Source organism: Paraburkholderia sp. (assembly GCF_049581445.1).
Classification (GTDB): domain Bacteria; phylum Pseudomonadota; class Gammaproteobacteria; order Burkholderiales; family Burkholderiaceae; genus Paraburkholderia.
Map to the genome: position 1 here is coordinate 1 of NZ_JBAURZ010000250.1, position 5925 is coordinate 5925.

Here is a 5925-nt window from a genome sequence, read left to right on the forward strand (position 1 = left end):
GCCTCGGCCGGCTTGCGTTCGATTTTTTCCGGTGTGAGCAGCACGACCTGTACCGGTACGTGGACTGGCTGCGCGGGTGCGAACGTGTCGCGGGCGCGCTCCACCCACTGCGCTGCGATCCAATGTAATGCCAGCACTGCGACCAGCACCACGCCCCAACGCCATACGCGTGGACGGCGCCCAGTGGCCTGGGACGGCGTGCGATCAGAGCGGTTGAGGGCGGAAGGCGACGACATGGGGCGAGTCAGTTCTAACCGGTGACAAAAGGTAATGTGGCGCGTCGTACCACGGGGCAAACGATGCTGGGCGTGGCGAACGGGTTCGACTCTCAGTCGGCATTTGATGTTCCGCAGGAACGTGTTTGGGCGAACGGGGCGCCATGCTATGCAAGCCGCAAGCCGGCGCCAAACGCAGGTTCAGCCCCCGATCCTAACGTGGCGCCGGACTATACCCCAGTTCGTACGACAATTTACGCGCGCATTCGCGCAGCGCCGTGTCGATCTCGCCACCCCAGCGGATATCGAACACACCTTCGTGGCCGAGCGCGATGAGTCCGAGCGCAAGGTCGCCTGTCGAATCGAAAACGGGCATGCAGAACGCGTGAATCGTCGGCAGCAACATGCCTTCGACGCGCGCAGCCTGGTGGGCGTGCACATCGTCGAGCACGCGCTCGACCTCTTCACGCGTGCGCGGTCCTTCGGTATGCGACGAGCGGCGCGAATCGGCCAGCTCACGCTCGATCATCGGAGCGGTCTTACTGGACGGCAGATACGCGGCAAAGAGCAGGCCGGTAGCGGAGCCGAGCAAAGGCATCACGTCGCCGAGCTTGAGTGACGCCTTGGCCGGATAGCTCGACTCCATCCAATGCACGACGGTAGGCCCCTGGTTGCCCCAAACTGCAATGCCCACCGTCAGGTCCAGTTGATCGCGCAGTTCGGCAAGCGCGATGCGTGCGAGCTTCACGCCGTCCACCCGCGCCAGTCGCGCCAGTCCCAATTGCAACGCGAAGCCGCCCAGTTCGTAGCGACCCGACAAAGGATCCTGCGCGACCACGCCCAGCCGCAAAAAACTCACCAGATAGCGGTGCGCCTTCGCAGGGCTCATGCCTGCTCGTTGGGCGAGATCGCGCAGCATCATCGCGCGCGGTTCGTGAGTCAGCACGTCGAGCAAACGAAAGCCCACTTCGATCGACTGGATGCCCGAGCGCAGTTTTTCCTCGCCCGCTTCGACGGCATCTTCATCGGCGGAGTCAAGCGGTTCGGCCGGTTCAGCGGGATTAGCGGGATTAGCGGGATCAATGGCTTCAGTGGGCTTCACGGCGTGACGGGCACCAACGCGGGCAAGTGGAGGCATAAGCAAAGCGCACGCGGCGCGAAGGGCAAAAAGAGAGATGAAACGCGCCTGGCGAGCGCGACCTTTACCGCCTTGGACCCTCAGTTTGACCCCGAGGCGATTCACCATCGTAGAATAGATTCCCTCTATCGTCACTAACACGGCTTATTCCTCTATGAAACTTGCCACGCTGAAGGACGGCACGCGCGACGGCCAACTCATCGTCGTTTCCCGCGACCTGCACACTGCGACCATCGCTGACGCGATCGCGCCGACGCTGCAGCGCGTGCTGGATGACTGGACCTTCTATGCGCCGCAACTGCAGGATCTGTATGACGCGCTCAACCACGGCCGGGCCCGCAACACATTCGCGTTCGAGGCGAAGGAGTGCATGGCGCCGCTGCCGCGCGCGTTCCAGTGGGCTGACGGGTCGTCGTATGTGAATCACGTGGAGTTGGTGCGGCGGGCGCGCGGCGCCGAGATGCCGCCGGAATTCTGGACCGATCCGTTGATGTACCAGGGCGGCAGCGATGATTTCATTGGCCCGAAAGACGATGTGGTATGCGCGTCGGAAGCCTTCGGTATCGACTTCGAAGCCGAGGTCGCGGTAATCACCACTGACGTACCGATGGGTGCAACGCCTGAGCAGGCGCTCAAGGGTGTGCGCCTCATCACGCTCGTCAACGATGTGTCGCTGCGTAACCTCATTCCAGCCGAACTCGCGAAGGGCTTTGGTTTCTTCCAGAGCAAGCCCGCTACTTCGTTCGCGCCGGTTGCCGTGACACCCGATGAACTCGGCGAGCACTGGCGCGAGGGCCGCGTGCATCGCCCGATGATCGTCCATTGGAACGGCAAGAAGGTCGGTCAGCCGGACGCCGGCACGGACATGGTGTTCCACTTCGGCCAGTTGATCGCGCACGCGGCGAAAACGCGCAATCTGCGCGCTGGTTCGATCGTCGGTTCGGGCACGGTCTCGAACAAGGACGCCAAGCGCGGCTACTGTTGCATTGCCGAGAAGCGTTGCCTCGAAACCATCGAACACGGTGCGCCGCAGACGGAATTCATGAAATACGGCGATACGGTGAAAATCGAAATGTTCGACGAAGCCGGCAAGTCGATCTTCGGTTCGATCGAGCAAGGCATCGCCCCGCTTGATTCGCACTGACCATGCAACGGGTTTGCATCAGTTCAGCCGAAAGGGTTTCGCCCGATACCGGAGTGATCGGGCGCCGCTACACTGACTGACGCGCGGCGGCCGCCCGATGGCGCGCCGCAGCCGCCCGGCAAAACCAGGGCGAAGTGGAACATAACGACAAAACCACTGTGAGGAGACATGCATGCGATTTCGCCCGTTTGCGCTCGCATTCCGAAGCGTCCGTGACGTGACGGCACTGTCACCGCGTGTAACGCCTGGGGCACCGCTAGCGCGCCTTGCTGCGCGTCTTGCCGTTACGTTGTGCGCGGCTTGGCCGGCCCTGGTGTTCGCGCAGGTGAAGATCGGACTGGTGTTGTCGTTGACCGGGCCGGCTGCATCGCTGGGCATTCCCGCCCGCGATACCGCTGCCATGTTGCCCAAGGAGATGGGTGGCCAGACTGTCGAATACATCGTGCTCGATGATGCGTCGGATACGACGCAGGCAGTCCAGGATACCCGTAAGCTGATCTCCGAGAATCACGTCGACGCCATCATCGGCTCGTCGATCACGCCGAACTCGCTCGCCATGCTGGACGTAATCGCCGAGGGCGAGACGCCGGCCATTTCGCTCGCGTCGTCGGCCAAGATCATCGAACCCGTCGATGCAAAGCGTCACTGGATGTTCAAGACTCCCCAGACCGACGCGATGATGGCTTCCGCGATCACGGCGCACGCCAGCTCGCATGGCGTGAAGACGATTGCGTATATCGGCCAGGCCGATGCGCTCGGCGAAACCTTCTACGCTGAAGTCGCGAAGTTCGCCGAGTTGCATCACATCAGCATCGTCGCAAACGAGCGCTTTAATCGCACTGATCCGAGCGTCATGGGTCAGGTGCTGAAGATTCTCGCCGCGCATCCGGACGCGGTGGTGGTTGGTGCAGCGGGCACCCCGGCCGCATTGCCGCCGAGGACGCTCAAGGAGCGCGGCTACAAGGGGCTGATCTATCACAATCACGGGGTGGCCAATAACGACTTCCTGCGCGTCTGCGGCGCGGACTGCAACGGCACTTTCCTGCCTGCGAGTCCGGTGCTGGTGGCGGCGCAATTGCCCGCAGATCATCCGGCGAAACGCCTTGCGCTCGATTACATCAAGCGTTTTGAAGCGCTGCACGGCGCGGGCAGCGTCTCAGCGTTCGGCTCATATACTTGGGACGCTGGCATGTTGCTGTCTAACGCGTTTCCGGTTGCGTTGAAGACTGCAAAACCTGGCACCCCGGAATTTCGTCACGCATTGCGTGATGCGCTTGAAGCGACACACGGGTTGGCCGACACGAATGGTGTGGTCAACATGAGCCCGACCGATCACCTCGGCCTCGATCAACGCGCGCGCGTGATGGTCGAGATCAGCAACGGCAAGTGGGTGTATCAGCCAGACTAGATGCCGCTGCACGTACCGCTGGTTCCTTGATGTACCGATTCACCGCGTTCCCTTGCGACTACTGGATTTTCAGCCATGTCTCACGAATCACTGGGCCACGACCCTGTCTACTACGCGCATTACAAGGCGTTGCGTTTGCGGCGTCATCCGCACGGCATCCTCGAAGTCATCATGAGCGGCGAGGGTGCGAATAAAAGCGGACTGTCTACGGCCGATGCCCGGATGCATCGTGAACTCGCCGACATCTGGCGCGACATTGATCGGGACCCCGAGACCCGGGTCGCAGTGATTCGCGGCGAAGGCAAGGGCTTCTCCGCAGGCGGGGACCTGCACCTCGTCGAACAGATGGCGACGGACTTCGAGGTCCGTACGCGTGTCTGGCAAGAAGCGCGTGATCTCGTCTACAACGTAATCAACTGCAGCAAACCGATCGTCTCGGCCATGCACGGCCCCGCGGTCGGCGCGGGACTGGTGGCGGGGCTCCTCGCTGACATTTCGATCGCGACGAAGAGCGCCCGCATCATCGACGGTCACACGCGCCTGGGTGTCGCCGCGGGTGATCACGCGGCGATCGTCTGGCCGCTGTTATGCGGCATGGCTAAAGCCAAGTACTACCTGCTGTTGTGCGAACCGGTCAGCGGCGAAGAGGCCGAGCGGATTGGACTTGTGTCACTCGCCGTCGACGAAAACGATCTGCTGCCCAAAGCGTTCGAAGTGGCGACGCGGCTCGCGAACGGCTCGCAAACCGCGATTCGCTGGACCAAGTACGCGTTGAACAACTGGCTGCGCACGGCGGGACCGGCTTTCGATACCTCGCTCGCGCTCGAATTCATGGGCTTCGCCGGCCCGGATGTGCGCGAAGGAGTGACGTCGCTGCGCGAGCGCCGCGCGCCGGATTTTCACGGCGCGCATGCGGCGGGCGGTGCTACGGGCCGTTCGGCGATGGGCGGTCATCCATCGGGCCGTGCGGGTTCAGCCGACGGGGATCGTTCGGGTGAAGACCCGGTCTGACGTATAGAGGAACAGGACAAACCGGCGCCTGTGCTGTGTTGCAAGTGGGACAACTACGTTTCGCACGGTATGATCGGCTCAAACGCCCCGCACGGTGCGACGTTCATTGTTTGCTGCGAGGAGATAAGCATGACTGATACATCCGGCTCCACGCCGCCCTTTCCCGGTTTTCCTGGCTTTCCGCCGAGCGAAATGCTCGACCGCATGTGGGACATGATGCGTCTGACGCCGTTCGGCTCAGCCTTTCCGGGCGCGCAGACCGGCACCGGCTCTGGCTTTGGCCCGTCGCTCTCGATGATGTCGGACATGATGGCGCCGCTGACCAACGTCGAAGAACTCGACAAGCGCATCACGGACATGCGTGCGGTCGAGCAATGGCTCAAGCTCAATCTGAACATGCTGCAATCGGCGATCCAGGCGCTTGAAGTGCAGCGCGCCACGCTCGCTACGCTGCGCGCGTTCGGTGCCTTTGCCCAGCAGTCGATGGCGCAACCGGCCACGGCTTCGCCCTCTGCACCGCCGCCTGAGCGGCCGCGTCCCGAGCCCGCGGCCGCACCGCGTGCCGAAGACGTGGATACTTCCGCGTCCGACGAGACTGAGGCAGCAAGCGCTCCCGGCTATGACGCTTCGGCCTGGTGGAACCTGCTGCAATCGCAGTTCAACCAGATCGCGCAGTTCGCGATGGCGCAGCCTGCGGCAGCCGCCTCTGCCTCTGCTGGGGATGAGACGCCTGAGACCTCTGAGGCACCTGAGGCGCCACCGTCGGCGCCTGAGAGTGCCGGCGCCACCGGGAAAGCTGCTACGAAGGAGAGCCCGGCCGCGAAACGCGGATCGTCCGCCAAGTCGTCCAGCGGCGCGGCGAGCCGGCCGCGCGCGGCAAAGAAAACCCCTTCGCAGCCCGAGTGAGGCGCTCAGGGAGGGCTGAGCATGACTGAGAGCGTGCGTCAGGCATGCGCCTCGCGCTAGTTCTGATGGGCGGCGGCGCGCGCGCCGCCTATCAGGCTGGCGC

At 63.2% G+C, this 5925-nt stretch carries 5 protein-coding genes and 1 pseudogene; 4 read left to right on the forward strand and 2 right to left on the reverse strand.

Going from position 1 to position 5925, the window contains the following annotated elements; all coding sequences use genetic code 11:
* A pseudogene (locus WCA85_RS21365) lies at positions 1–236 on the reverse strand (DUF3108 domain-containing protein); the annotation flags it as partial.
* A gap of 193 nt (positions 237–429) precedes the next feature.
* Positions 430–1488 (reverse strand): IclR family transcriptional regulator, encoded by a 1059-nt coding sequence (locus WCA85_RS21370; RefSeq protein WP_424066868.1) that lies wholly within the window; start codon positions 1486–1488, stop codon positions 430–432.
* A gap of 19 nt (positions 1489–1507) precedes the next feature.
* Here WCA85_RS21370 and WCA85_RS21375 point away from each other — a divergent pair, with 19 nt between their 5' ends.
* From WCA85_RS21375 to WCA85_RS21390, 4 genes are all read left to right on the forward strand, one after another.
* Positions 1508–2497 (forward strand): fumarylacetoacetate hydrolase family protein, encoded by a 990-nt coding sequence (locus WCA85_RS21375; protein ID WP_424066864.1) that lies wholly within the window; start codon positions 1508–1510, stop codon positions 2495–2497.
* A gap of 172 nt (positions 2498–2669) precedes the next feature.
* Positions 2670–3905: an ABC transporter substrate-binding protein gene (locus tag WCA85_RS21380; protein WP_424066865.1), complete on the forward strand. Its 1236-nt coding sequence runs from the start codon at positions 2670–2672 to the stop codon at positions 3903–3905.
* Between the two features lie 75 nt (positions 3906–3980).
* A complete protein-coding gene (locus WCA85_RS21385) occupies positions 3981–4916 on the forward strand; it encodes an enoyl-CoA hydratase/isomerase family protein (protein WP_424066866.1) in 936 nt (311 codons plus the stop codon).
* Between the two features lie 129 nt (positions 4917–5045).
* On the forward strand, positions 5046–5822 hold the full coding sequence (locus tag WCA85_RS21390; RefSeq protein ID WP_424066867.1) for a PhaM family polyhydroxyalkanoate granule multifunctional regulatory protein: 777 nt from the start codon (positions 5046–5048) through the stop codon (positions 5820–5822).
* Positions 5823–5925: the final 103 nt, after the last annotated feature.